21 protein-coding genes are annotated in these 22,798 nt (G+C 59.8%); 9 read left to right on the top strand and 12 right to left on the bottom strand.

What is annotated here, in order from left to right; all coding sequences use genetic code 11:
• Nucleotides 1-83 precede the first annotated feature (83 nt).
• The 4 genes from ACYZTL_RS09415 to pdxH all read left to right on the top strand — a co-directional run bounded on the left by ACYZTL_RS09415 (nucleotide 84) and on the right by pdxH (nucleotide 5,644).
• On the top strand, nucleotides 84-2,504 hold the full coding sequence (locus tag ACYZTL_RS09415; RefSeq protein WP_461951559.1) for a beta-galactosidase: 2,421 nt from the start codon (nucleotides 84-86) through the stop codon (nucleotides 2,502-2,504).
• Between the two features lie 224 nt (nucleotides 2,505-2,728).
• Complete coding sequence (locus ACYZTL_RS09410) at nucleotides 2,729-3,874, top strand: serine hydrolase domain-containing protein (protein ID WP_461951558.1); 1,146 nt, start codon at nucleotides 2,729-2,731, stop codon at nucleotides 3,872-3,874.
• 114 nt (nucleotides 3,875-3,988) lie between these two features.
• The gene (locus tag ACYZTL_RS09405; protein ID WP_461951557.1) at nucleotides 3,989-4,972 is read left to right on the top strand and encodes an OmpA family protein; all 984 of its coding nucleotides are present in this window, start codon (nucleotides 3,989-3,991) and stop codon (nucleotides 4,970-4,972) included.
• Between the two features lie 24 nt (nucleotides 4,973-4,996).
• Entirely contained in the window at nucleotides 4,997-5,644 is a 648-nt protein-coding gene (pdxH, locus tag ACYZTL_RS09400) for a pyridoxamine 5'-phosphate oxidase (protein ID WP_461951556.1), read from the top strand.
• 5 nt (nucleotides 5,645-5,649) lie between these two features.
• On the opposite strand, the gene ACYZTL_RS09395 is transcribed toward pdxH, so the two are convergent.
• Entirely contained in the window at nucleotides 5,650-5,886 is a 237-nt protein-coding gene (locus ACYZTL_RS09395; protein WP_017336811.1) for a hypothetical protein, read from the bottom strand.
• Between the two features lie 168 nt (nucleotides 5,887-6,054).
• On the opposite strand from ACYZTL_RS09395, the gene ACYZTL_RS09390 reads away from it, so the two are divergent.
• Nucleotides 6,055-6,519 carry an outer membrane lipoprotein gene (locus ACYZTL_RS09390; RefSeq protein ID WP_017336812.1) on the top strand — a complete coding sequence of 155 codons (465 nt, stop codon included), beginning with the start codon at nucleotides 6,055-6,057 and terminating at the stop codon, nucleotides 6,517-6,519.
• Nucleotides 6,520-7,119: 600 nt separating this feature from the next.
• On the opposite strand, the gene ACYZTL_RS09385 is transcribed toward ACYZTL_RS09390, so the two are convergent.
• Nucleotides 7,120-7,407, bottom strand: a complete 288-nt coding sequence (locus ACYZTL_RS09385; RefSeq protein ID WP_461951555.1) for a hypothetical protein — start codon at nucleotides 7,405-7,407, stop codon at nucleotides 7,120-7,122.
• A 51-nt stretch (nucleotides 7,408-7,458) separates the two neighbouring features.
• Complete coding sequence (nhaA, locus tag ACYZTL_RS09380; RefSeq protein WP_461951554.1) at nucleotides 7,459-8,646, bottom strand: Na+/H+ antiporter NhaA; 1,188 nt, start codon at nucleotides 8,644-8,646, stop codon at nucleotides 7,459-7,461.
• Between the two features lie 238 nt (nucleotides 8,647-8,884).
• Between nhaA and ACYZTL_RS09375 the strand changes: the two genes are divergently transcribed.
• Nucleotides 8,885-9,979, top strand: a complete 1,095-nt coding sequence (locus ACYZTL_RS09375; RefSeq protein WP_461951553.1) for a PLP-dependent cysteine synthase family protein — start codon at nucleotides 8,885-8,887, stop codon at nucleotides 9,977-9,979.
• Nucleotides 9,980-10,058: 79 nt separating this feature from the next.
• Here the strand turns inward: ACYZTL_RS09375 and ACYZTL_RS09370 are convergent, their stop codons facing one another.
• The 3 genes from ACYZTL_RS09370 to ACYZTL_RS09360 all read right to left on the bottom strand — a co-directional run bounded on the left by ACYZTL_RS09370 (nucleotide 10,059) and on the right by ACYZTL_RS09360 (nucleotide 13,253).
• Nucleotides 10,059-11,672 carry an NAD(P)/FAD-dependent oxidoreductase gene (locus ACYZTL_RS09370; RefSeq protein WP_461951552.1) on the bottom strand — a complete coding sequence of 538 codons (1,614 nt, stop codon included), beginning with the start codon at nucleotides 11,670-11,672 and terminating at the stop codon, nucleotides 10,059-10,061.
• A gap of 95 nt (nucleotides 11,673-11,767) precedes the next feature.
• On the bottom strand, nucleotides 11,768-12,421 hold the full coding sequence (locus tag ACYZTL_RS09365) for a COG3650 family protein (protein ID WP_461951551.1): 654 nt from the start codon (nucleotides 12,419-12,421) through the stop codon (nucleotides 11,768-11,770).
• Nucleotides 12,422-12,653: 232 nt separating this feature from the next.
• On the bottom strand, nucleotides 12,654-13,253 hold the full coding sequence (locus ACYZTL_RS09360; protein ID WP_461951550.1) for a short chain dehydrogenase: 600 nt from the start codon (nucleotides 13,251-13,253) through the stop codon (nucleotides 12,654-12,656).
• Between the two features lie 105 nt (nucleotides 13,254-13,358).
• Between ACYZTL_RS09360 and ACYZTL_RS09355 the strand changes: the two genes are divergently transcribed.
• On the top strand, nucleotides 13,359-14,267 hold the full coding sequence (locus ACYZTL_RS09355) for a LysR family transcriptional regulator (RefSeq protein WP_461951549.1): 909 nt from the start codon (nucleotides 13,359-13,361) through the stop codon (nucleotides 14,265-14,267).
• A 197-nt stretch (nucleotides 14,268-14,464) separates the two neighbouring features.
• Here the strand turns inward: ACYZTL_RS09355 and ACYZTL_RS09350 are convergent, their stop codons facing one another.
• The 5 genes from ACYZTL_RS09350 to ACYZTL_RS09330 form a co-directional block, all read right to left on the bottom strand.
• On the bottom strand, nucleotides 14,465-15,166 hold the full coding sequence (locus ACYZTL_RS09350) for an ABC transporter ATP-binding protein (RefSeq protein WP_095054074.1): 702 nt from the start codon (nucleotides 15,164-15,166) through the stop codon (nucleotides 14,465-14,467).
• Nucleotides 15,167-15,934 carry a high-affinity branched-chain amino acid ABC transporter ATP-binding protein LivG gene (gene livG, locus ACYZTL_RS09345; RefSeq protein WP_048393925.1) on the bottom strand — a complete coding sequence of 256 codons (768 nt, stop codon included), beginning with the start codon at nucleotides 15,932-15,934 and terminating at the stop codon, nucleotides 15,167-15,169.
• On the bottom strand, nucleotides 15,931-17,187 hold the full coding sequence (locus ACYZTL_RS09340) for a high-affinity branched-chain amino acid ABC transporter permease LivM (protein ID WP_461951548.1): 1,257 nt from the start codon (nucleotides 17,185-17,187) through the stop codon (nucleotides 15,931-15,933). Before ACYZTL_RS09340 ends, livG begins: the two co-directional genes overlap by 4 nt.
• Nucleotides 17,184-18,107 (bottom strand): high-affinity branched-chain amino acid ABC transporter permease LivH, encoded by a 924-nt coding sequence (gene livH, locus ACYZTL_RS09335; protein ID WP_461951547.1) that lies wholly within the window; start codon nucleotides 18,105-18,107, stop codon nucleotides 17,184-17,186. Before livH ends, ACYZTL_RS09340 begins: the two co-directional genes overlap by 4 nt.
• 232 nt (nucleotides 18,108-18,339) lie before the next feature.
• The gene (locus ACYZTL_RS09330; protein ID WP_461951546.1) at nucleotides 18,340-19,467 is read right to left on the bottom strand and encodes a branched-chain amino acid ABC transporter substrate-binding protein; all 1,128 of its coding nucleotides are present in this window, start codon (nucleotides 19,465-19,467) and stop codon (nucleotides 18,340-18,342) included.
• Between the two features lie 180 nt (nucleotides 19,468-19,647).
• Between ACYZTL_RS09330 and ACYZTL_RS09325 the strand changes: the two genes are divergently transcribed.
• Complete coding sequence (locus ACYZTL_RS09325) at nucleotides 19,648-19,809, top strand: hypothetical protein (protein WP_461951545.1); 162 nt, start codon at nucleotides 19,648-19,650, stop codon at nucleotides 19,807-19,809.
• Entirely contained in the window at nucleotides 19,806-20,111 is a 306-nt protein-coding gene (locus tag ACYZTL_RS09320; protein WP_461951544.1) for a DUF2288 domain-containing protein, read from the top strand. The genes ACYZTL_RS09325 and ACYZTL_RS09320 overlap by 4 nt, the downstream gene beginning before the upstream one ends.
• A 310-nt stretch (nucleotides 20,112-20,421) precedes the next feature.
• Here ACYZTL_RS09320 and ACYZTL_RS09315 read toward each other — a convergent pair whose 3' ends face one another.
• Nucleotides 20,422-22,617: a hypothetical protein gene (locus tag ACYZTL_RS09315; protein WP_461951543.1), complete on the bottom strand. Its 2,196-nt coding sequence runs from the start codon at nucleotides 22,615-22,617 to the stop codon at nucleotides 20,422-20,424.
• Between the last annotated feature and the right edge of the window lie 181 nt (nucleotides 22,618-22,798).

Here is a 22,798-nt window from a genome sequence, read left to right as displayed (position 1 = left end):
CGATTTTGCCCACCGTGTTGTCTATCTCTCTGCCATCGTTTTTCCACTGGCCATTGTTGGTCGTTAGGGAGATTTTCGTTCTCATGATTCGCCGCTCGTTGCCTGCTGTTTTTGCCTTGTTGTTCACCACGCCTTTGCTCGCCGCTCCCGCAGGCCAGCAGACGCTGTTCAACTTTGTGCGCCCCGCCGACGTGGTCCAGGTGGCGACTCAGGACGCCAGCCTGCCGCAATCCAATGCGGAGCAAACGGCCGAAGGCGAAGTGCTGCGCCGGGTGACGTTCAACCCTGTTACCCAGCCAACCCTGCGTTTGACCCCGCAGACCGGTGCCTGGGACTGGTCGCAGTCGGGCATGATGAGCCTGCGGATCCAGAGTGCGATGAACTGGGCCGTGACCCTCTACGTGAAAATCCAGAGCAACGATGGCAAGACGCTGATCAGTCGCGTCGATTTGCCTGCCGGTCCTGCGCAAACGCTGCTGGTGCCATTGGTCGCCACTTCGCCGCTGAGCCTGGGCATGAAGGCCGGGCCGCCGATGCCGATGACCGTCGACGGTCAACGCATCCTGCTGGCCAGCAGCGCCGGTGAACTGGATCGCAGCCAGGTGGTGTCGGTGACCTTGTCGATGGATCAGCCGAAAGTCGCGCAGAGCATTCTGCTTGAGCGCTTTGGCGTGCAGGACGGCGAGGCCGTGACCCCAGCCGTTTATGGCGGCCTGGTGGACGCTTTCGGACAATCGACCCGAACCAAATGGCCGGAAAAGGTCAGCAGCGACGAGCAACTCAAAAGCACCGCCGCCAAGGAACAGCAACAAACCAAAACCTGGCTGGCCGAGCGCGAGAAGTCGTCGCTGGACAAATTCGGTGGCTGGATAAAAGGCCCGGCGTTCAAGGCCAGCGGTTTTTTCCGCACCGAGAAACGTGACGGTCGCTGGTACCTGGTGACGCCGGAAGGGCATCCGTTTTATTCGCTCGGAGTCAACACCGTTACCCCGGACGTCAACCAGACCTACATCGCCGGCCGCGAGTGGATGTTCGAATCGCTGCCAAAACCCGATGAGCCGCTGGCCAGTCACTTTGGCGAAGGCGACAACCGTGGCGGCAATGGCGTCGATCAGGGCCGAGCCTATAACGCCGGTCGCTGGTACGACTTCTATGGCGCCAACCTGCAGCGTTTGTATGGCGCCCCTTGCGCACTGGGCAGCGACACCAAGGCCGGTGTCGCCGAAGCGGCCAAGGCCAATGCGGTTGAGGCAACGGTCGAAAAAGCCGCAGAGCAGAAACCCGCCGAGCCCTGCACAGCAGTGATTGATGAACAACGCTGGGCCAGTCACACCCTGGATCGCCTGCAAGCCTGGGGGTTCAACACCCTCGGCAACTGGAGCGCTCCGGCACTGGCCAACGCTGATCGCGTGCCCTACACCTTGCCGCTGTCGATCGTCGGCGATTACGCCAGCATCAGCACCGGCACCGACTGGTGGGGCGGCATGCCCGACCCGTTCGATCCGCGTTTCGCCATGGCAACCGAACGTGCCGTGGCCATCGCCGCCCGCGACCACCGCGACGACCCCTGGCTGATCGGTTATTTCGCCGACAATGAACTGGCCTGGGCCGGCCCCGGTGACGACCCGAAAGCCCGCTACGCCCTGGCCTACGGCACTCTGAAAATGACCACGGACGTGCCGGCCAAACGCGCGTTCCTCAAGCAACTGCGCGACAAATACCGCAATCAGGCGGGCCTTTCCAAAGCCTGGGGCATCGACTTGCCGGCGTGGGAATTGATGGAGGACCCGGGCTTCGTGCCGCCGTTGCCAAGCGCCGAGCACCCGGAAATCGAGGCCGACTTCAAATACTTCCAGAAAGTCTTCGCCGACACCTACTTCAAAACCATCTCCGACTCGCTGAAGTGGCACGCGCCAAATCAACTGCTGCTGGGCGGCCGCTTTGCCATCAGCACCCCGGAAGCGGTCGAGTCCTGCGCACAGTATTGCGACGTGTTGAGCTTCAACATGTACACCCTGCAACCGCAGGACGGTTACGACTTCGCCAAACTGCGCAGCTTGGATAAGCCGGTGCTGATCACCGAATTCAACTTCGGCTCGGCCGATCGCGGCCCGTTCTGGGGCGGCGTGACGCAACTGGCCAGGGAAGAAGATCGCGGCCCGGCGTACGCCAACTTCCTGAAACAGGCGCTCAGTGAGCCGTCGATTGTTGGCGTGCACTGGTTCCAGTACCTCGATCAACCCGTGACCGGCCGTTTGCTGGATGGCGAGAACGGACACTTTGGTCTGGTGGGTATTACCGATCTGCCGTTTCAGGGCTTTGTCGACAGTGTGCGCAAGAGCAACCTGGCGGCCGTTGATCAGTTGGATAAAGAGGCCGAGAAGGCCAAGGCTGAAGCGGATAAAGCCAGCCATGACGCCGAAGGCGGGCGAAAAGCTGAAGCCGGCAAAGGCCCGGGGAAGGGCACCGGGCAGGCGGGTGGGCATTCCGGGAATGGCCATTAATCGCTGATATCCCTGTGGCGAGGGAGCTTGCTCCCGCTGGGCTGCGAAGCGGCCCCAAAAAAAGGGCCTGCTGCGCAGTCCAACGGGAGCAAGCTCCCTCGCCACAAAGGGTTCTGATCAATTCCACGGGCAAACCGACCGCCCAGCCCAACCCTGTTCCCAAAACCATCAATGGCTGGAACAATGCGGACCACTTTGTAAGCGTTTGTCCAAGGGAGTAGCGGGTGCAGATTCAGGGTCATTACGAACTCAGGTTCGAAGCGGTGCGTGAGGCGTTCGCCGCGTTGTTCGACGATCCCCAGGAACGTGGCGCAGCGCTGTGCATTCAGGTCGGTGGCGAAACCGTTGTCGACCTCTGGTCCGGCACCGCCGACAAGGATGGCCATGAGGCCTGGCACAGCGACACCATCGCTAACCTGTTCTCCTGCACCAAGACCTTCACTGCCGTCACCGCCCTGCAACTGGTGGCCGAAGGCAAGCTGCAACTGGATGCCCCGGTTGCCCGCTACTGGCCCGAATTCGCTGCCGCCGGCAAGGAATCCGTTACCCTGCGTCAATTGCTCTGCCATCAGGCCGGTCTGCCGGCACTGCGCGAGTTGCTGGCGCCGGAAGCGCTTTACGACTGGCAAGCCATGGTCGATGCCCTGGCCGCCGAATCGCCGTGGTGGACGCCGGGCACCGGTCACGGTTATGCCGCGATCACTTATGGCTGGCTGGTCGGCGAGTTGCTGCGTCGTGCCGACGGTCGCGGGCCGGGCGAGTCCATCGTGGCCCGCGTCGCCAAACCGTTGGGGCTGGATTTCCATGTCGGTCTGGCGGATGAAGAGTTCCATCGCGTGGCGCACATCGCCCGTGGCAAGGGCAATGTCGGCGATGCCGCTGCCCAGCGCTTGCTGCAAGTGACGATGCGCGAACCGACGGCCATGACCACGAGAGCATTCACCAACCCGCCGTCGGTCCTCACCAGCACCAACAAACCCGAGTGGCGGCGCATGCAGCAACCGGCGGCCAATGGCCACGGCAATGCCCGCAGCCTGGCCGGGTTCTACGCCGGACTGCTCGACGGAAGCCTGCTGGAAAGCGAGATGCTCGACGAGCTGACCCGCGAGCACTGCCTCGGCGAAGACAAGACTTTACTGACCCAAACCCGTTTCGGCCTGGGTTGCATGCTCGATCAACCGGACGTCCCTAACGCCACTTATGGCCTCGGCCCACGGGCGTTTGGCCATCCGGGCGCGGGCGGTTCCATCGGTTTTGCTGACCCGGAGCACGATGTCGCCTTCGGTTTTGTGACAAATACACTGGGGCCTTATGTCTTGATGGATCCGCGCGCGCAAAAGCTGGCGCGGGTGCTGGCCACTTGTCTGTAAAACGCGCTCACGGGTTCCAGGGCCGGAACCCCAAGGCCTTTATGTTTTCCAAGCGTCTGTTTATCCGGGTCATGCCGGCCTGTTTTTTTATGACTTCTTTTTTGTGGATTTCCAATGTCATTCAATAAAACCACCCTCGCTTTGGCCCTGTGTGTCGCAGTCACCGGTTGTGCGCAGACTCCAAAAAATGATTCGGATGGCGGCAACTGGTGGCCGTTCGGTTCCTCCGACAAGGTCGCGGCGAAAGAGCCGGCTCCCGCGCCGACACCTGTGAAACCAGTCGCTGCGGCCCCGGTTGCCAAGGCTGAAAGCTCCAGCCATTGGTACTGGCCGTTCGGAGGCAAAGAGCAGACCCCCGCTAAAGTCGTGCCGATGCCCGACCCTAAAGTGACCCAAGCCTGGCTCGATGATTACGAACCGCGCCTGCGCACGGCGATCAAGGACAGCAACCTGCAACTCGAGCGCCGTGAAAACGTGCTGGTGGTCACCGCGCCGGTAGACGGCTCGTTCAACCCCGACCGTCCGGCGATGTTGCTGCCGGTGACCCTCGGCCCGTTCACTCGCGTGGCAAAAATTCTTGAACTCGATCCGAAGACCGCCGTGCTGGTATTGGGTCACAGCGATACCTCGGGCACCGCACCGGCCAACGTAAAACTGAGTCAGGAACGTGCACAAGCCGTGGCCGCGATCTTCCGCCTGAGCGGTCTGCAGCGTGATCGTCTGATGCTGCGCGGCATGGGCGGCGAAGCCCCGCGTGCGGCGAATGACAGCGTTGAAGGCCGTGCCTTGAACCGTCGCGTTGAACTGCTGGTGACTCCGCAAAACACCATGGTCGCGCTGCTCAGCAAGTACAACATGCCAGCCCCGGCGCCAGTGAAAATGGTCGCGGCCCAGGACGTCAAGCCAGTGGCCACGCCGGTCACCCCGGCACCTGCCGCGAAGAAAGCCGCTGTGCCTGCCGCGAAAAAAGCGCCGGCCAAGAAAGCCGCCGCCAAGAAGGCACCGGCCAAAACTGCGACGCCGGCTAAAAAGACCGCGCCGGCCAAAGCCGCAGCAACTGACAAGAAAGTCGTTGCCGCCGATGCTGTGAAAAAGTGATTCATTAACCAAAAGGAATATGCCATGACCCAGGGCCTGGCTGATATGCGTCGCGACTACACCCGAGATGGCCTGACCGAGGCACAAGCCCCGGCCGAGCCGTTCGCGCTGTTCCATCAGTGGTTTGCCGACGCGGTGAAAACCGAGCAGGCGCCGGTGGAAGCCAACGCCATGACCCTGGCCACCGTCGACCAGGACGGTCGGCCGCATTGCCGCATTCTGCTGCTCAAGGGCCTGGACGAACACGGCTTCACGTTCTTCACCAACTACGACAGCGCCAAGGGCGAGCACCTGGCCCTGAACCCATTTGCGGCCATGACCTTTTTCTGGCCGGCCCTGGAGCGCCAGGTGCGCATCGAAGGTCGGGTGGTGAAGGTCACGCCTGAAGAGTCCGATGCCTATTTCCAGGTCCGGCCGCTGGGCAGCCGTCTTGGCGCCTGGGCTTCACCGCAGAGCCGCGTGATCGCCGATCGCGCCGAATTGGAAGCGCTGCTCAAGAACACCGAGCAACGTTTCAGCGATACACAGCCTCATTGCCCCGAGCACTGGGGTGGTTATCGTCTGCTGCCTGAGCGCATCGAATTCTGGCAGGGCCGTTCGAGCCGTCTGCACGATCGCCTCAACTACCGCTCGCAGGGCGCCAACTGGATTCTTGAACGTCTGGCACCCTAAGCAGTCTACCGACCGGGATAGCCTGCCGCAGCGGCCTCCAGCCACTGAGGCAGGTCCCGACGCTTGATCTTCTGCGCCTGAGCGTTCGCCAGTTGCTGGAGCATGAAGACTTTCTTATGCTCGTCGTCACCAGCCAAGGCTAACGCCAGGTCGCGGTCCATCCAGCGTTTGATCCGTACGTACAACCACCCATGGAAGTACAGGCCGGCGACAGTGGTGACGACAATGATGAAGTAATCCATGACAATCCCTGGTTCAGCGGCGCAGCTTCCGCCATTTGCCGCTACTGTGTGCTGAGTTCGTGGAGGCGCCTGTACCTGGCCTGAATCAAACCAATTTTATCCGGGCCACGTCGTGACAGGCGTCAAGCTGCGGAGTTTAATGAATGCCTGTCCTTTGGAGTTGATGCTATGCGTAAGTCTGTTCTGCTGGTTGCTTCCTTTTCCACGATGGCGATGTTGCTCACTGGCTGCCAATCGAGCTTGACCGGTGACTCCTATTCTCGTGACGAAGCGCGTCGTGTGCAGACCGTTCGCATGGGCACCATCGAATCCCTGCGTCCGGTGAAAATCGAAGGCACCAAGACCCCTATCGGCGGCCTCGCTGGTGCAGCAGTGGGCGGTGTTGGCGGCAGCGCCATCGGCGGCGGTCGCGGCAGTATCGTTGCGGCGGTCATCGGCGCCGTTGCGGGCGGACTGATTGGTTCGGCCACTGAAGAAGGCCTGACCCGTGCTCAGGGCGTGGAAATCACTGTGCGCGAAGACGACGGCAGCATGCGCGCCTATGTGCAGCAGGTTCAGGAGAATGAAGTGTTCCGTGTGGGTGAGCGGGTGCGGATTGCTACTGTTGATGGGACTAGCCGCGTTTCGCACTAAGCGGGAACGGGTAAAAGAAAACCCCGATCAGGTGACTGGTCGGGGTTTTTATTTGGTTCTTCACGGAATCTCGGGGAACACAAAAGCAAGAACGCCGATTTGATTGAGTACATATCCGTTGCTTCGGTAACGGCCGCTGGCGGTTCCGCTTTTACAGCGGGTCACTTGGAAAAGCGCCAAGTAACCAAGCGCTTTTGCCCCTTTCGTTCGGTGGCTCGCCTAGGCTCGCCATGCCCTCGCTCCGGTCCTGCTCCGTGGGCCCGCCGCGATCGGCCATCCATGGCCGTGCGCGGCTAACCCGGCATCCATGCCGGGTTGCCCACTGCGCAGAACCTCCACTCGGCCTCTCGAGGGGGCGTGTACCGCAACAGCACCGCGAGGCGGCCTGCCAGCCGACCTGATTTCAGGTGTACGCGTTCCCCTGTAGGAGCTGGCTTGCCTGCGATGGACGTGAACGATAACGCGTGCTGTCTGAATGAACGCATTCTCCAGACGTTTTTCGCGAGCAGGCTCGCTCCCACAGGTTGATGGAGGTGTCCGATCATTCCCGATCTGGCGTATCTCTACCCTTCAAAGCAATCTCGATTACCTGCTCCGGTGTCAGCCCTCGCTTATTGTCTCCATCACAAAATACTCTCCCGGATGGAAAATCAGATCGAAAATTAGAGGGTCTGGAATATTGAGCGCCAACATTTCCAGCCAGAAGTAGGTGGCATGTTCCGGTCCCTCATCTTCCATGACCCTTCGAGTCATCTCGATAAGTTCAGGCTGGGTGATATCTGTCAGACGTCGAACATACGGGGCAGCCAGTATTTGCCGAACCCAAGTGTCATGATCCTGCCCACCGTAGATGCCCTGGCAATTGCGGATGAAAGAATGAGGAAACATCCGTTTCCTCATTCGTTAAATGATTATCTCGATGACCAAAGCATGTTTTAGCTAAACCCGTTGAAGTGCGCTCTTGCGACTCGCCGCCGCCGTCACCGCATACCCGATCAGCGCCGCCAATATCGAACCGGTCAAGATCCCCATCCGGTCCATCCCGGCGTACTCACTGGCGCCCGGCACAAATGCCAGTGAGCCGACAAACAAACTCATGGTGAAGCCGATCCCGCAGAGGATCGCCACGCCCAGCACCTGACCCCAGTTGGCGCCTTGGGGCAGGGCGGCGATGCCGATTTTCACCGCCAGCCAGGTCAAGCCGAACACGCCGAGGGTCTTGCCCAGCAGCAGGCCGACCGCGATGCCCATCGGCACGTGGTGGGTGAAGCTTTCGACGGTCACGCCGCTCAGGGACAGGCCGGCGTTGGCGAAGGCGAACAGCGGCAGGATGCCGTAGGCCACCCACGGGTGCAGGGCGTGTTCCAGGGTCAGCAGCGGCGAAGGCTCGGCGTTTTTCGTGCGCAGCGGGATGCAGAAGGCCAGGGTTACGCCGGCCAGCGTTGCGTGAACACCGCTCTTGAGCACGCACACCCACAGGATCAAACCGATGATCATGTAGGGCCCGAGCTTGACCACGCCGAGCCGGTTCATCGCAATCAGCGCCACGATGCAGGCCGCAGCGAGTGCCAGGGACAGGGTCGACAGTGCGCCGGAATAGAAGATCGCGATGACGATGATGGCGCCGAGGTCGTCGATGATCGCCAGGGTCATCAGGAACAGCTTCAGCGACACTGGCACGCGTTTGCCCAGCAGGGCTAGGACGCCGAGGGCGAAGGCGATGTCGGTGGCCATCGGAATGGCCCAGCCCCCGAGGGCTGCGGGATTGTCGCGGTTGAAAAACCAGTAAACCAACGCCGGCACGACCATGCCGCCAATCGCTGCGGCGCCGGGCAGGACGACCTGCGAAGGTTTCGACAGCTGTCCGTCGAGAACTTCGCGTTTCACTTCCAGGCCGATCAGCAGGAAGAACAGCGCCATCAGTCCGTCGTTGATCCACAGCAGCAGCGGCTTGGCGATTTTAAGCGCGCCGATCTGGGCGACCACGGGGGTGTCCAGTAGACCGTTGTAGAGCCACGACAACGATGAGTTGTTAATGATCAGGGCCAGGGCTGCTGCGGCGATCAACAACAGACCGCTGGCAGCTTCCAACTGAAAGAAACGCGTGAAAGTGCTACGCAGAGGCAAGGTCGCTCTCCATCGAATTATCAAAAAGGTGGCACACCCTAACCCGTACCGTTAGTTGTTAAAACAAAAGTTATATTCTTTTTTGTTATATGCCGTTACAGCCGAAAGGTCGACACGGACCTGAGCCTAGCAGTTGCCGGACGTATTGAAGCTCAGCTGTATCTGTGCGGGATGTCGGATTTTTCCTAAGCTTCAGGGCTGAGCCTTGCGACAAGGCCGACTCAACGAGAAAACCACCATGAGCGACAACCGACAGTGGGCTCGAGAAGCCATCCGCATCATCGAAGCCGACTTCCAGCGCAGCGCCGACACCCACCTCATCCCGTTACCCTTGCCGGGTTTGCCGGGCATCGAGTTGTATTTCAAGGATGAGTCGAGCCATCCCACCGGCAGCCTGAAGCATCGCCTGGCCCGCTCGTTGTTCCTTTATGCGCTGTGTAACGGCTGGCTCAAACCCGGTGCGCCGGTGATCGAAGCGTCCAGCGGTTCGACGGCGATTTCCGAGGCGTACTTCGCCCGTTTGCTGGGCTTGCCGTTTATTGCGGTGATGCCGGCGACCACCTCCAAAGAGAAGATCGCGCAGATCGCTTTCTACGGCGGCAAGAGCCACCTGGTGGACGATCCGACGCAGATTTACGCCGAATCCGAGCGCCTGGCCCGCGAGCACGACGGGCACTTCATCGATCAGTTCACCTATGCCGAACGCGCCACCGACTGGCGGGCGAACAACAACATTGCCGAATCGATCTTCCATCAGATGCGTTTCGAGCAACACCCGGAACCGAGCTGGCTGATTTCCAGCCCCGGCACCGGCGGCACCACCGCGACCCTCGGGCGTTACGTGCGTTACCGCCAGCATTGCACCCGCGTGCTGTGCGCCGATGCCGAGCGTTCGGTGTTTTTCGATTACTACCTGACCGGCGATGCCAGCCTGCGCCTGGATCACGGTTCGCGGATCGAAGGCATCGGTCGGCCACGGGTCGAGGCGTCGTTCCTGCCGAAGGTGATTGATGCGATGGTCAAGGTGCCGGACGCGCTGTCGCTGGCGGCCATGCATTACCTGGCGCAGCGTTTGGGACGGCGTGTGGGCGGGTCGAGCGGGACCAACCTGATCGGCGCCTTGATGGCGGCCCGGCAGATGGTAGTGGCGGGAGAGTCGGGGTCGATCGTGGCGATTCTGTGCGATGGCGGCGAGCGTTATGAGACCAGCTATTACGATCAGGACTGGCTCAAAGCGCAGGGGTATGAGTTGAGTGGGTTGATGGATGCGGTGGCGGCGAGTGTCGAGCGCGGTGAGCCGTTGCCGACTACAGTGCTACGCGCAAATATCTAGATCGTTCAGACGCTGAAATCCTTGTGGGAGCGGGCAAGCCCGGCTCCCACAGGTTCTGCTTTATTTCAGTGATTACCAGTCAGGCTTCGAGGCCGAGGATGTCGCGAGCGACGGCTTCGGCGATGCGAATCCCGTCCACACCCGCCGACAGAATCCCGCCCGCATAACCCGCGCCTTCACCCGCCGGGAACAGGCCCTTCACGTTCAAACTCTGCATCGACTCGTTACGAGTAATCCGCAGCGGCGACGAGGTGCGCGTTTCGATCCCGGTCAACACCGCGTCATGCAGCGAGTACCCACGAATCTGCTTCTCGAACGCCGGCAAGGCTTCGCGAATGGCTTCGATGGCGAACGCCGGCAAGGCCAGCGCCAAATCACCCAGCGCAACACCGGGCTTGTAGGACGGTTCAACGCTGCCCAGTTCAGTGGACGGCTTGCCCGCGATGAAATCGCCAACCAGCTGTGCCGGCGCTTCGTAATTGCTGCCGCCCAGCACATAGGCGTGGGATTCCAGGCGTTCCTGTAACTCGATACCGGCCAGTGGACCGCCCGGGTAATCGACTTCCGGGGTGATGCCGACGACGATCCCGGAGTTGGCGTTTCGCTCGTTACGCGAATACTGGCTCATGCCGTTGGTGACCACGCGGCCAGGCTCGGACGTCGCCGCCACCACCGTGCCACCCGGGCACATGCAGAAGCTGTAGACCGAACGGCCGTTCTTGGCGTGGTGCACCAGCTTGTAGTCGGCAGCCCCGAGTTTCGGGTGGCCGGCGTATTTTCCGAGGCGCGCGCGGTCGATCAGCGACTGAGGGTGCTCGATGCGAAAACCCACCGAGAACGGCTTGGCTTCCATGAACACACCGCGGCCGTGGAGCATGCGGAAGGTGTCCCGGGCGCTGTGGCCGAGGGCCAGAATCACGTGTTTCGAATGGATCTGCTCGCCGCCGTTGAGCTCGACACCGACCAGTTGGCCGTCCTCGATCAACACATCGGTGACGCGCTGCTGGAAGCGCACTTCACCGCCCAGGGCGCGAATTTGCTCACGCATGTTTTCCACAACGCCAGTCAGACGGAACGTACCGATGTGCGGTTTGCTGACGTAGAGGATTTCTTCCGGCGCGCCGGCTTTTACGAATTCATGCAGGACTTTGCGACCGATGAATTTCGGGTCCTTGATCTGGCTGTAGAGCTTGCCGTCGGAGAAAGTCCCCGCACCGCCTTCACCAAATTGCACGTTGGACTCGGGGTTGAGCACGCTTTTGCGCCACAGGCCCCAGGTGTCCTTGGTGCGCTGACGCACTTCGGTGCCGCGCTCGAGAATGATCGGCTTGAAGCCCATCTGCGCCAGCAGCAGCCCGGCAAAAATCCCGCACGGACCGAAACCGACCACGACCGGGCGTTGTTCGAGATCGGCCGGCGCCTGGCCGACCACTTTGTAGCTGACATCCGGCGCTACGTTGACGTTACGGTCATCGGCGAACTTGTGCAGCAACGCCGCCTCATCCGTGGCGGTGAGGTCGATGGTGTAGATGAAACACAGTTCGGAGGACTTTTTGCGCGCATCGTAGCTGCGCTTGAACAAGGTGAAATCGAGCAGGTCATCACTGGCGATGCCCAGGCGCTGCAGGATGGCAGGGCGCAGGTCTTCTTCGGGATGGTCGATTGGCAGCTTGAGTTCAGTGATTCGTAACATGACGGGATCCGGTTCGCGGGGCGCACAACTGCGCCAGGGCGTTTGAAGGCGGCGATTATAAGCCCCAAAAGCCGAGTCCCGTGAGGCTTAAACGATCAGTCGTCGCGCGATCCGCCGAAATACCCGCAGCCGCGTCGAACCTGACCATCAATGCGCAATTCGGCGCTCATGTGCTGAACACTGCCAGTGGTGCTGTCGACGCAACGTTGCCGCGCGACCCATAGTTCGATGTGCTGGTTGTTGGCTTCGGTGCTGAGGTTGAAGCGGCCATCACCCAGTTGTTCTTCAACATAAGGTACGGCCAAGGGCGGTTGACCCGCACGGTCGATGACCATGCCTTTGCCGCTGACCTTGACGTTCCACTCCGGCCCGTGGCCGGCAGCGCGCAGGATCAGCAGTTTGAAATTCGGATCGGCGCATGCGGTGCCCGACCGTTCGACGCGGTACAGCTGTTCCAGATCGAGGCGGCTGTCGACGATCCGTCCGCGTACATCGGCGAACAGCTTGCCCTGGGCATCGGCGAGGGTCGCGGCCTCCTGCAGGACGCTGGTGCCGCCTGTGTCGTTGACCACGTAACTGCGCTGCTCATTGCAGGGCTGAAACAACAGCTTGCCGTTGGCCGCCGTCAGTTGACCCTGCATTCGGGTTTGGCCCACGTGGGAAGCACTTTCACGCGGGCCATCGAGCAACTGGCAGGCAGCGAACAGCGGAAGCAGGGCAACAAGGACTAAGGAACGGGCAACACGCATCTTTGGCTCTCCAGACAAGTGCCGCCACGTTACTCAGCCTGACCGTTCATCACAACCCCGCTGACTTTTGATTTGGCTGCGTCGAATACCGGTATTGATTTCTCCATGTCGAACAACCTGTAGGAGCGAGCTTGCTCGCGATGGTCTCAAGAGCGCCGCGTTTATTCAGAAAGTACGCGTTATCGTTAACGTCCATCGCGAGCAAGCTCGCTCCTACAGGGGTTTTGGTGTGTCAGCCGACGTGGAAGGTCTGACCTGTTTGCAGGCCTTCAACGCTTTTGGCGTAGGCCAGCGCCACATCGACTGCCAGAACCGGTTTGTAGCCGCGGAAATACGGTGCGTATTTGCCCATGGCTTCAACCAGTACATTCGGGCTCACCGAGTTCACCCGCAGACCACGCGGCAGTTCAATCGCGGCGGCGCGCACGAAGCTGTCGAGGGCGCCGTTGACCAGTGCTGCCGAGGCACCGCTGCGAATCGGGTCGTGGCTGAGCACGCCGGTGGTGAAGGTGAACGAGGCACCATCGTTGGCAAATTCGCGGCCGATCAACAGCAGGTTGACCTGGCCCATCAGCTTGTCTTTCAGGCCCAGGGCGAAACTGTCTTCGGTCATTTCGCCGAGCGGTGCGAAGGTCACGTTGCCCGCGGCGCAGACCAGTGCGTCGAACTTGCCGGTCTGTTCGAACAGTTTGCGAATCGAGGCGCTGTCGCTGATATCCACATGGAAATCGCCGCTGTTGCGACCGATGCGAATGATCTCGTGACGCTCGGACAATTCCTTGTCGATCGCTGAACCGATGGTGCCGCCTGCGCCAATCAAAAGAACTTTCATGCTGTCGATCCTCGTGTGTGTTGAAAGTGGCTTCAGTCTAGAGTGGTTTTTTCTGTGGATAAGCGCACTAATAGGCAACCTTTGGTTTTCAAATGGAAACAATCCATGAGCGAGATGGATGATCTGGCGGCGTTCGCCGTGTTGATCGAAGCGGGCAGTTTCACTTTGGCGGCGCAGCAACTGGGTTGCAGCAAAGGGCAGCTGTCCAAGCGCATCAGCCTGCTGGAGACGCGGTTTTCCGTGGTGCTGCTGCAACGCACCACCCGCCGCTTGAGCCTGACGGCGGCGGGGGCGGCGCTGTTGCCGCAAGCCCAGGCCCTGGTGGCGCAAGTGGAAAGGGCGCGTCAGGCATTGGCACGGTTGAAGGACGACATGGCCGGTCCGGTGCGTATGACGGTTCCGGTATCCCTGGGAGAAACCTTCTTCGATGGCTTGTTGCTGGAGTTTTCCCACAAGTACCCGGACGTGCAGATTGAGCTCGATCTCAGCAACAGCTTCCGTGATCTGTCTCGCGATGGTTTTGATCTGGCGGTTCGTTCCGACGTGGGCAATGACGAACGTCTGGTGGCGCGACCGCTGTTGGCCTGGCACGAACTGACCTGCGCCAGCCCGGCCTACCTCGAGCAATATGGTGAACCGTTGACGCCACAAGCTCTCGCGGACCATCGTTGTTTGCTCAACAGCCACTACAGCGGCCGCGAAGAATGGCTTTATCACCAGCAACACGAGTTGTTGCGGGTTCGCGTGTCGGGGCCGTTCGCCAGCAATCATTACAGCCTGCTGAAGAAAGCGGCACTGGCCGGCGCCGGTATTGCGCGTCTGCCGTCCTACCTGCTGCAAACGGAATTGGCTGACGGGCGTTTGCGCTGGCTCCTGCGCGACTATCAGACCCGTCGCATGCCGATGTACCTGGTGCATCCGTATCAGGGCGGGCTGCCCAAGCGCACGCAAGTGCTGGCGGATTATTTGATTGGGTGGTTCAAGCGCAGTGGGGAGGCGTTGGATCGGCTTTAATGATAGCGACTGACACCACACAAACCCTGTGGGAGCGGGCTTGCTCGCGAATGCGGTTTCACATTCAGCATCAATGTTGGCTGATATTCCGCATTCGCGAGCAAGCCCGCTCCCACACTGGATCTCCTTCGTCATGTAGATTGCGGCAGGCATAAAAAAACGGCCCGCGAAGGCCGTTTTTTGTTTACCGCTAAAGCTTAACCACCAAGGTACGCTTCGCGCACTTTCGGGTCGGTCAGCAGTGCTTCGCCGGTGCCTTGCATCACCACCCGGCCGTTCTCCAGAACGTACGCGCGGTCAGCGATTTTCAGCGCCTGGTTGGCGTTCTGCTCCACCAGGAACACCGTCACGCCATCCTTTCGCAGCTGCTCGATGATGTCGAAGATCTGCTGGATGATGATCGGTGCCAGGCCCAACGATGGCTCGTCGAGCAACAGCAGCTTGGGCTTGCTCATCAGCGCACGGCCGATGGCGAGCATCTGCTGTTCGCCGCCGGACATGGTGCCGCCGCGCTGGGCGAAGCGTTCTTTCAGGCGTGGGAAAAGTCCGAGAACTTTGTCCATCTGTTCCTGATAATCGCCCTTGTCGGTGAAGAATCCGCCCATCGCGAGGTTTTCTTCTACGGTCAGACGCGCAAACACTCGACGACCTTCCGGCACCACCGCGATGCTTTTACGCATGATGTGCGACGAGTCCTGGCCGACGAGTTCTTCGCCCATGTAGCGGATGCTGCCGCTGTGGGCTTGCGGCGAACCGCAGAGGGTCATCAGCAGGGTCGACTTGCCGGCGCCGTTCGCACCGATCAGCGTCACGATCTCGCCCTGACGGACTTCGACGTTGACGCTGTGCAGGGCCTGGATCTTGCCGTAGAAGGTGGAAACGTTTTCGAATTGCAGCATTTACGCTTCCCCCAGGTAGGCTTTGATCACTTCAGGATTGTCGCGGATCTGTTCCGGCGTGCCGTCGGCCAGAGGCGTGCCCTGGTTGATCACGACGATGTGGTCGGAAATGCTCATGACCAGCTTCATGTCGTGTTCGATCAGCAGCACGGTGACGTTGTGCTCTTCGCGCAACATGCTGATCAGCGCCTTGAGGTCCTCGGTTTCCTTCGGGTTCAGGCCGGCGGCCGGTTCGTCGAGCATGAGGATCCGCGGGCGGGTCATCATGCAGCGGGCGATTTCCAGGCGACGTTGCTGACCGTAGGCCAGGGTGCCGGCGGGACGGTTGGCGAACGCCTTGAGGTTGACCTTGTCCAGCCAGTACTCGGCGAACTCCATGGCCTCGCGTTCGCTTTTGCGGAAGCCCGGGGTCTTGAACAGGCCTGCCAGGAAGTTGGTGTTCAGGTGACGGTGCTGGGCGATCAAGAGGTTCTCGACCGCGGTCATGTCCTTGAACAGCCGCACGTTCTGGAAGGTGCGCACCACGCCTTTGAGGGCGATCTTGTGACCGGGCAGGCCTTCGATCGGCTCGCCGTCCAGCAGGATGCTGCCACCGCTCGGTTTGTAGAAACCGGTCAGGCAGTTGAACACGGTGGTCTTGCCGGCGCCGTTGGGGCCGATCAGTGCCACGACCTGTTTCTCTTTCACGCTCAGGGCTACGCCGTTGACCGCCAGCAAGCCGCCGAAGCGCATGCTCAGATTGTCTACTTTAAGGATCTCGCGGCTCATTTGCGCAGCTCCATGTGAGGACGTTGCATGGGCAGCAGACCCTGAGGACGCCAGATCATCATCAGCACCATCAAGGCGCCGAACATCAACATGCGGTATTCACTGAACTCACGCATCATTTCCGGCAACAGGATCATCACCGTGGCGGCGAGTACGACGCCCAATTGCGAGCCCATGCCACCCAGTACCACGATGGCGAGGATGGTCGCCGACTCGATGAAGGTGAAGGACTCCGGTGTCACCAGGCCCTGACGCGCGGCGAAGAAGCTGCCGGCGAAACCGGCGAAGCACGCACCGAGGGTAAAGGCCGAGAGCTTGATGATCGTCGGGTTCAGGCCCAACGCACGGCAGGCGATCTCGTCTTCACGCAGCGCTTCCCAGGCACGGCCCAACGGCATACGCAGCAAGCGGTTGATGACGAACAGCGCGAACAGCGACAACAACACCGCGATCAGGTAAAGGAAGATCACCTTGTTGATCGAGTTGTATTCCAGGCCGAAGTACTCGTGGAATGTCTGCAGACCCTCTGCGGCAGTTTTATCGAAGGTCAGCCCGAAAAGCGTTGGCTTGGGAATGTTGCTGATGCCGTTCGGGCCACCGGTGAGCTCGGTCAGGTTACGCAGGAACAGACGGATGATTTCACCGAAGCCCAGGGTCACGATCGCCAGGTAGTCACCGCGCAGACGCAGTACCGGGAAACCGAGCAGGAAGCCGAAAGTGGCCGCCATCAGGCCGGCGATCGGCAGGCAGATCCAGAAGCTCAAGCCGTAGTAGTGCGACAGCAGCGCGTAGCTGTAGGCGCCGACGGCATAGAAACCGACGTAACCGAGGTCGAGCAGGCCGGCCAGGCCGACCACGATGTTCAGGCCGAGGCCGAGCATCACGTAGATCAGCACCAGCGTGGCGATATCCACCGCCCCGCGGGAGCCGAAGAACGGCCAGACCAGCGCGCCGACGATCAACGCGATGATGATCCAGCGCTGGGTGGTCGGCAGGGTCAGGAAATTACTGGCCTTGGCCGGCATCACCGGCAGGTTGGGCGAGGATTTCCAGGCCGTGCTGATCTGCTGGTCGAACAGCACCCGCAAGAACATCAGCACCGAGCACACGGCGATGGTGATCAGCGTTGCAGTGCTGGTGCCATGGACTTCGAGGTTGATGCCGACAATGGTCAGTTTCAGACCGAGTACCGGGTAGGCAACGGCCCACACCAGCAAGGCGCTGAACAACGCCTGTTTAAGATTCCTAGTCATACTTTCTCAACCTCCGGACGGCCCAACAGGCCGGTTGGCCGGAACAACAACACCAGAACCAATAGACCGAACGCCACGACGTCCTTGTACTGGTCACCGAAGATATCGGCACCAAAGGCTTCCGCCACCCCAAGCACGATCCCGCCGAGCATGGCGCCGGGGATGCTGCCGATACCGCCCAGTACCGCTGCGGTGAAGGCCTTGAGGCCGACAAGGAAACCGGCGTTCGGGTTGATCACGCCGTATTGCATGCTCAGCAGCACGGCCGCGATGGCCGCCAGTGCGGCACCGATGACGAAGGTCAGGGCGATGATGTTGTTGGTGTTGATACCCAGCAGGTTGGCCATCTTGATGTCTTCGGCACAGGCGCGGCAGGCGCGACCCAGGCGAGAGCGGGATATGAACAGCGTCAGGCCGAGCATGGCGATCAGGGTCACCACGAACACCACGATTTGCATGTAGGAAATCAGCACTTCATGTGCGCCACCTGGCCCGATGGCGAAGTTGCCGGGGATCAGGTTGGGGATGGATTTGTCCTTGGAGTCTTGCGCCAGCAGAACCGTGTTCTGCAGGAAGATCGACATGCCGATGGCGGAAATCAGCGGGATCAGACGGTTGCTGCCGCGCAAGGGGCGGTAGGCGATCCGTTCGATGCTGTAACCGTAGGCACTGGTCACGACGATGGTCGCGAGGAACGCGGCGGTCATCAACAGCGGAACACTGTCGAGTCCCATCATGGTCAGGCCCGCAATGGCGATGAACGCCACGTAGGAACCAATCATGTACACCTCGCCGTGGGCGAAGTTGATCATTCCAATGATGCCGTAAACCATCGTATAGCCGATGGCGATCAGGGCATACGTGCTGCCAATGGTCAGACCATTAACCAGCTGTTGGAAGAAGTGATAGATGTCAGGCATTACAGCGCTCCTAAAAACCTGATACGCATTTCACTGGTGGAGTCATTTTCCCGCTCGAGCCCCGTGGATCTGCATCCACTTCGAACGCGAGGTTTGCCAGCGAACCGCTGATGACGGTTTTGAGATTTTCAGGTGGGGAGACTGGCGGATCACGCCAGCGCGGCCCAATACGTTCGTAAAACAAAGCCCACGGCACGCCGTGGGCTTTATTGGCAGTCAGTCAGGCAAGGCCTTACTGAGGCGAAGCTTCAGTTTTTGGTTTGCCGAAGTGCCACTGGTAAACCACAAATTTGAAGTCTTTCAGGTCGCCCTTGGCGTCGAAGCTCAGGTCGCCGGTAGGCGTCTTGAAGGTGCCTGCGTGGATGGCAGCAGCCACTTTGGCGGTGTCTTCGGACTTGGCAGCCTTGATGCCTTCGGCGATCACTTCCACAGCCGAGTAGGCCGGGAACACGAACGGACCGCTCGGGTCTTCTTTCTTCGCTTTGAATGCGTCAGCCAGAGCAACGTTGGCTGGATCCTGGTCGAAGGATTTCGGCAGGGTTACCAGCAGACCTTCGGAAGCGTCCTTGGCGATCTGCGAAATCGAGTCGTTACCCACGCCTTCCGGACCCATGAACTTGGCTTTCAGGCCTTTTTCCTGGGATTGACGCAGGATCAGACCCAGCTCTGGGTGGTAGCCGCCGTAGTAAACGAAGTCGACGTTGGCTTGCTTGAGCTTGGCGATCATCGAAGAGAAGTCTTTGTCGCCGGCGTTGATGCCTTCGAACACGGCAACCTTGACGCCTTTGCCTTCCAGGGTTTTCTTCACGGCGGTGGCGATGCCTTCACCGTATTGCTGTTTGTCGTGCAGGACAGCAACGATTTTCGGTTTTACGTGATCGGCAATGTAGTTACCGGCGGCAGGGCCCTGGGCGCTGTCCAGACCGATGGTGCGGAACACCATTTTGTAACCACGGTTGGTGATGTCCGGGCTGGTGGCAGCCGGGGTGACCATGATCACGCCTTCGTCTTCGTAGATGTCCGAAGCCGGTTGAGTGGAGCTGGAGCACAGGTGACCGATCACGAACTTGACGCCGTCGTTGACGACCTTGTTCGCGACAGCCACAGCTTGTTTTGGATCACAGGCGTCATCGTATTCAACGGCTTCGAGTTTCTTGCCGTCTACGCCGCCCTTGGCGTTGATCTGTTCGATGGCCATTTTGGCGCCACTGAACTGCATGTCGCCGTATTGGGCTACAGGACCGGTTTTAGGGCCGGCGATGCCGATCTTGATGGTGTCAGCTGCGAACGAATGGCTGGCAACCCCGGCCAGAACCATAGCGGCAAACAGTTTGGAAATCTGCTTAGTAGCCTTAGTCATAGTGCTCCACTCTTACTGTTGTAGTTTTTATAGTCCTGGCGCCGTAGCAGCAGAACCGGGTCAGATATCTTCAATATCCTCCGGAAAATGCCCCCGGCAACTGTACCGGTACAGTGTAGAGCGCCAATTGTTAGCCTGGGAAGCTGGCGCCAGGGGGCAAATTCAGGGGGTGTCGCTTTTTTGAAAGAAAAAGACAGAATTGCGGCGGGGGTTTTAGCTGAAATCCAGCAATCCTTGGCGTTCCTGCAGTTTTCAATCGGTGACTCAATTGCATCCGGGTTTTTCTGCCAGACCACCAACGTTATCATCCACGTCGATTTCTTTTCCGGACAGGACCCATGACTCAAGAACCTAGCACCCTCTATGCCAAGCTGCTTGGTGAAACCGCATCTATTACCTGGAAAGAGCTGGAACCGTTCTTCGCCAAGGGTGCCCTATTGTGGGTCGATCCCGGTCTGGACTTGATCGCGGCGGCCGAGGCTGTGGCGACGGACGAAGGCGAGAAAGTGGCTGCCTGGCTGGCCGCCGACACGCTCGCCAAGCTGTCTGAAACGCGGGCGCTGGATCTTTTCGAACGCGATCCGGAGTTGTGGGCAGTGGTCGTTTCGCCGTGGATACTGATTCAGGAAAGGGCGACGAAGTGAATCTCTGCACCGAATGAGTGCGCGAGTTTGTCGGACAAAAGTGTGTAGCCGAGTAGCGTGATGGCATGTTGCCGTAGAGAAAGGCCACAGAAGGGTCTTGGCGAGGGTGACGTGCGCGTAACGGGAACAGTTTATTGAGCGGCCTGCGGGCTGCTCAATTGTTTCTGGATGTTGGTAAGCAGAGCATAAGGTCAAGATCAAAAGATCGCAGCCTTCGGCAGCTCCTACAGGCCAGTGTCGCGACACGGTGCCATGTGAACCGCAGCCCGTAGGAGCTGCCGAAGGCTGCGATCTTTTCAGGCATACCCCGTTAAGCGGTCTTGCCCGTATGGTTATTAAGCGAAATAACCTTGGTCTTGCCGATCCGGTGACGATAGATCTCGCGCAGGTACTTGATCGCCTTCTTCACGCAATCGCGCGACAGGCGAATGTCATTGATCGAGACAAACTTGTCCTTGTCGTTGATCAGCTCACGGTACTTCTTCTCGTACATCGGTTTGATCGCATACCAGTTGGTATCGAGGATCTTCGCCGGGTTTTCGAACTCGTTGAGCAATTCGTCGATCAGGTCTTCGTCGAAGTCTTCATTGATGATGAAGTCCAGGATCGAGTTATCCAGCGTTTCGTCGAAGCGGTACGGGTTCTTCGCGAAGCAGCGCTTGATGAAGGCCACGATCAGCGTCAGGAAGTCGTCCGACAGGCACGGGCTCTTGGCGATCAACGTGGTCAGCGACAAGTTGGCCGACGCGCCGATCACCAGCGCATAACGCTTGAGCGTGGTGTTAGGGAACAGGCTGTTGAGGTGAGTCTTCAACCGGTTCAGGTCCATGTAGGACAGTTTGTAGTCTTTCGGCAGCGAAACTATCGACACCACCGACGAGCAGTTCTTGAAGAAATGCAGGTCGTGCAACGCGGCTGCGTCATAGCCGGAATTCTTGTACTGCTCCAGCGAGGCGCGATAGCGCTTGGATTCGATCGGCAACAGGCTGATGCCTTCGATGGCCTGGGTGACCTTGTTGAAGTGCGGCAGGTCGATGGAGCGGAAGAACAGGTCGTCGATGTTCAGGCGCTGCGGCTCTTTTTCGAACACCTTGAACTTGTCGCCGCTCGGCGGCGGCGTTTCCGGCACCACCGATTCGGCGTAGGCAATCGCCACCGGGCCGGCCAGGCTCATGAACAGGTCGTTGGCGTCGAGGCGAATGGTTTCGCCGATGTCGATGCCGGCGCGACGGAAATAGTTCTGGTCGTAGTCAGTCGTGACCGCCTGCGCCGTCAGAATGTTGAAGATCTGCTGCGAGATGTACTGGTTGGCGTGCTTTTCCATCGCGTTGACGTCGATGTTCTGGATGTTGCCGTCATCGCTTTCTTCGGCATAACGCATGATGTCGTTGGAGATCAGCATCATCGCGTTCCATGGGCGGATACGGCCCATGACGCTGGCTTCGCTGCTGTCTTCATTGGCGAAGTTGTAGGAGAAGTCCCACTCTTCCGACAGGTATTTGCACAGCAGACGACCGGCGTTGATGTGCAGCGCCTCGGACATTTCACTGCGGTGATCGGAAATGTTCGGCAGTACGCAAATGCCGCTGGTGAAGATCGGTTCGAAGACGAAGGAATGACCGCTTTTGCCGTCATGCTCGTCCATCGGCTTGGTGTCGAACGTCTTGTTCATGTACGAGTGCTGCTGGGCCAGACCGAACTCCGAGGCCATGCCCGAGCCCGTACCGCCGCCGGCACTGAAGATCGAGAAATACAGGCGCGACTGGTTGGCCTTGATGCCGCAGCTGTCGATCAGGTACGAGTGAATCATCTTCCAGTCCGGGCTGGAGAAGCGCTGGGTGTCCTTGTTCAGGATGATCTTGGCCAGGTACTGGCCGAGGATCGGCGCGTTACCGGCGCCACCGGCGTGGACTTCCGACAAGTCCATGATTTTCATTTTGCTGTAGTCGCGCAGGAAGCCGCTTTTTTCGCCCTTGCGCGAGAAACGGATGCGACCGGCGATGTCTTTGTCCAGGTCGCCGAGCATCACCAGCGGCTCGACCAGGAACACCGGTTTGGTGGCCTTGTTCTGCACCAGGCGCAAGTTGTTGCGAATCCACTGGGCCGGGCTATAGCCCTTTTCGGCGTAGCGTTTGTCCGGCGACAGTCGGTCTTCGTTGTTGAATTCGTTGAGGTAGAACTTGCGCGCGTTGTACACCAGCTCCGCGACGTCCAGCGCAATGTTTGAGCCGCAGCGCCCGAGACCGATCAGGCACACCGACGGGAATTCCTGATCGTTGTGCTGTTCGTTATCGCCTTCCAAGTGCGGCGGGCGTGGGAACACCATGTCGCGCAGGCCGTCGAGGTTGTCGAGGATGCGGTCCGTGTTGGTTTCGGTGAAGTACAGGTATTGCTGAGTCGCCAACGGGCGCGACGGCGTCAATGGCTTCGACGGTGCGGGGCTGTTCGCCGCCGGGCTCAGCGTCAGATCGGATATCGCAGTGGCCGGATTGTTTTTGGAAGTCATTGTGCGCCATGTACCTGAGCTGGTCGGTCGGACGACTGCTGTCGTCGAACCGTCACGGATGGGTTCTCGCGTCTTTTTTCAGCGCGTCATTGGTCCAAGCGTCAGGGGGTTGGCCTGAGCATCACTCGGGGGAATCTTTTCCCTTGTCATGATGAATCGGCCAACATTTGGCGATCTTTAA

Source organism: Pseudomonas sp. LB3P81 (genome assembly GCF_054897965.1).
The sequence above is the reverse complement of the archived record's forward strand: the minus strand, read 5'-3'. Positions and strand labels throughout refer to the sequence as shown.

What these genes read in the sequence shown, in the direction of transcription:
- ACYZTL_RS09415 (WP_461951559.1), top strand. Translation starts at nt 84, where the DNA reads ATGATTCGCCGCTCGTTGCCTGCTGTTTTTGCCTTGTTGTTCACCACG.
- ACYZTL_RS09405 (WP_461951557.1), top strand. Translation starts at nt 3,989, where the DNA reads ATGTCATTCAATAAAACCACCCTCGCTTTGGCCCTGTGTGTCGCAGTC.
- pdxH (WP_461951556.1), top strand. Translation starts at nt 4,997, where the DNA reads ATGACCCAGGGCCTGGCTGATATGCGTCGCGACTACACCCGAGATGGC.
- ACYZTL_RS09395 (WP_017336811.1), bottom strand. Translation starts at nt 5,886, where the DNA reads ATGGATTACTTCATCATTGTCGTCACCACTGTCGCCGGCCTGTACTTC.
- ACYZTL_RS09390 (WP_017336812.1), top strand. Translation starts at nt 6,055, where the DNA reads ATGCGTAAGTCTGTTCTGCTGGTTGCTTCCTTTTCCACGATGGCGATG.
- ACYZTL_RS09385 (WP_461951555.1), bottom strand. Translation starts at nt 7,407, where the DNA reads ATGTTTCCTCATTCTTTCATCCGCAATTGCCAGGGCATCTACGGTGGG.
- ACYZTL_RS09375 (WP_461951553.1), top strand. Translation starts at nt 8,885, where the DNA reads ATGAGCGACAACCGACAGTGGGCTCGAGAAGCCATCCGCATCATCGAA.
- ACYZTL_RS09370 (WP_461951552.1), bottom strand. Translation starts at nt 11,672, where the DNA reads ATGTTACGAATCACTGAACTCAAGCTGCCAATCGACCATCCCGAAGAA.
- ACYZTL_RS09365 (WP_461951551.1), bottom strand. Translation starts at nt 12,421, where the DNA reads ATGCGTGTTGCCCGTTCCTTAGTCCTTGTTGCCCTGCTTCCGCTGTTC.
- ACYZTL_RS09360 (WP_461951550.1), bottom strand. Translation starts at nt 13,253, where the DNA reads ATGAAAGTTCTTTTGATTGGCGCAGGCGGCACCATCGGTTCAGCGATC.
- ACYZTL_RS09355 (WP_461951549.1), top strand. Translation starts at nt 13,359, where the DNA reads ATGAGCGAGATGGATGATCTGGCGGCGTTCGCCGTGTTGATCGAAGCG.
- ACYZTL_RS09350 (WP_095054074.1), bottom strand. Translation starts at nt 15,166, where the DNA reads ATGCTGCAATTCGAAAACGTTTCCACCTTCTACGGCAAGATCCAGGCC.
- livG (WP_048393925.1), bottom strand. Translation starts at nt 15,934, where the DNA reads ATGAGCCGCGAGATCCTTAAAGTAGACAATCTGAGCATGCGCTTCGGC.
- ACYZTL_RS09340 (WP_461951548.1), bottom strand. Translation starts at nt 17,187, where the DNA reads ATGACTAGGAATCTTAAACAGGCGTTGTTCAGCGCCTTGCTGGTGTGG.
- livH (WP_461951547.1), bottom strand. Translation starts at nt 18,107, where the DNA reads ATGCCTGACATCTATCACTTCTTCCAACAGCTGGTTAATGGTCTGACC.
- ACYZTL_RS09330 (WP_461951546.1), bottom strand. Translation starts at nt 19,467, where the DNA reads ATGACTAAGGCTACTAAGCAGATTTCCAAACTGTTTGCCGCTATGGTT.
- ACYZTL_RS09320 (WP_461951544.1), top strand. Translation starts at nt 19,806, where the DNA reads ATGACTCAAGAACCTAGCACCCTCTATGCCAAGCTGCTTGGTGAAACC.
- ACYZTL_RS09315 (WP_461951543.1), bottom strand. Translation starts at nt 22,617, where the DNA reads ATGACTTCCAAAAACAATCCGGCCACTGCGATATCCGATCTGACGCTG.